General features: G+C 61.0%; 1 protein-coding gene. It reads right to left on the bottom strand.

Annotated elements, in window-relative coordinates; genetic code table 11:
- Positions 1-926 (bottom strand): UDP-glucose 4-epimerase GalE (gene galE / locus K9B32_RS28830; protein ID WP_224568803.1); only part of this gene is annotated, 926 nt, incomplete at its 3' end.
- Positions 927-935: the final 9 nt, after the last annotated feature.

Raw genomic sequence — 935 nt, 5'->3', positions numbered from 1 at the left:
TCATACTGCGGCGTCCAGCCGAGAATCTCCCGCGCCTTGTCATTGTTGGCAACCAGCGTGTGCGAGTCGCCCTCGCGGCGACCGACATATTCCACAGGAAACGGCCGCTCGGACACGCGCTCGATGGCGCCGAGCAACTCCTTCACCGTTGTTCCCGTGCCGGTGCCGAGATTGAGCGCGATCGAAGCCCCACCGCGCAGCAGATGTTCCACGGCACGGACATGCGCATCGGCGAGATCGAGCACGTGGATGTAGTCGCGGACGCAGGTGCCGTCGCGTGTCTCGTAGTCGGTACCGAATACCTTGAAGCCTTCGCGACGGCCGAGTGCGGCATCAATCGCGAGCGGTATGGCGTGGGTTTCAGGCTGGTGCCACTCGCCGATCCGGCCTTCGAAATCGGCGCCGGCTGCGTTGAAGTAGCGAAGTACGACAGATCGAAAGCCCGTGTACTGGTCGTAGTCGGCAAGCGCCTGCTCGACGATGTACTTCGTACGGCCATAGGGATTGATTGGCACCTGGCGGTGCGTCTCGTCGAGCGGCACGCTCTGCGGCAAACCGTAGGTCGCGCAGGTGGACGAAAAAACGAATGCCTTGACGCCGGCAGCCTGTGCGGCAGCCAAGAGCGTCAACGTGCCGATGACGTTGTTTTCATAAAAGGCCACCGGATCCTTGACCGATAAGCCGACCTCGATGAGGGCGGCAAAGTGCAGGATGGCAGCTGGTTTGTGCTTGGCCAGAACCTCGTCGAGCCGGGCCCGATCCCGAATATCCCCTTCCTCAGCGGGTCCCCACTTTACGAATTCGCGATGACCGTTGGAGAAATTGTCGAAAACGACTGGTTGGAAACCCTTGTTCGCAAGATCGAGACACGTGTGCGAGCCGATGTAACCAGCGCCGCCCACGACCAGAATCGTTTCACCTGCCATGCACCACCT

The organism is Rhizobium sp. 3T7, from assembly GCF_020166565.1.
Classification (GTDB): domain Bacteria; phylum Pseudomonadota; class Alphaproteobacteria; order Rhizobiales; family Rhizobiaceae; genus Rhizobium.
The sequence above is the reverse complement of the archived record's forward strand: the minus strand, read 5'-3'. Positions and strand labels throughout refer to the sequence as shown.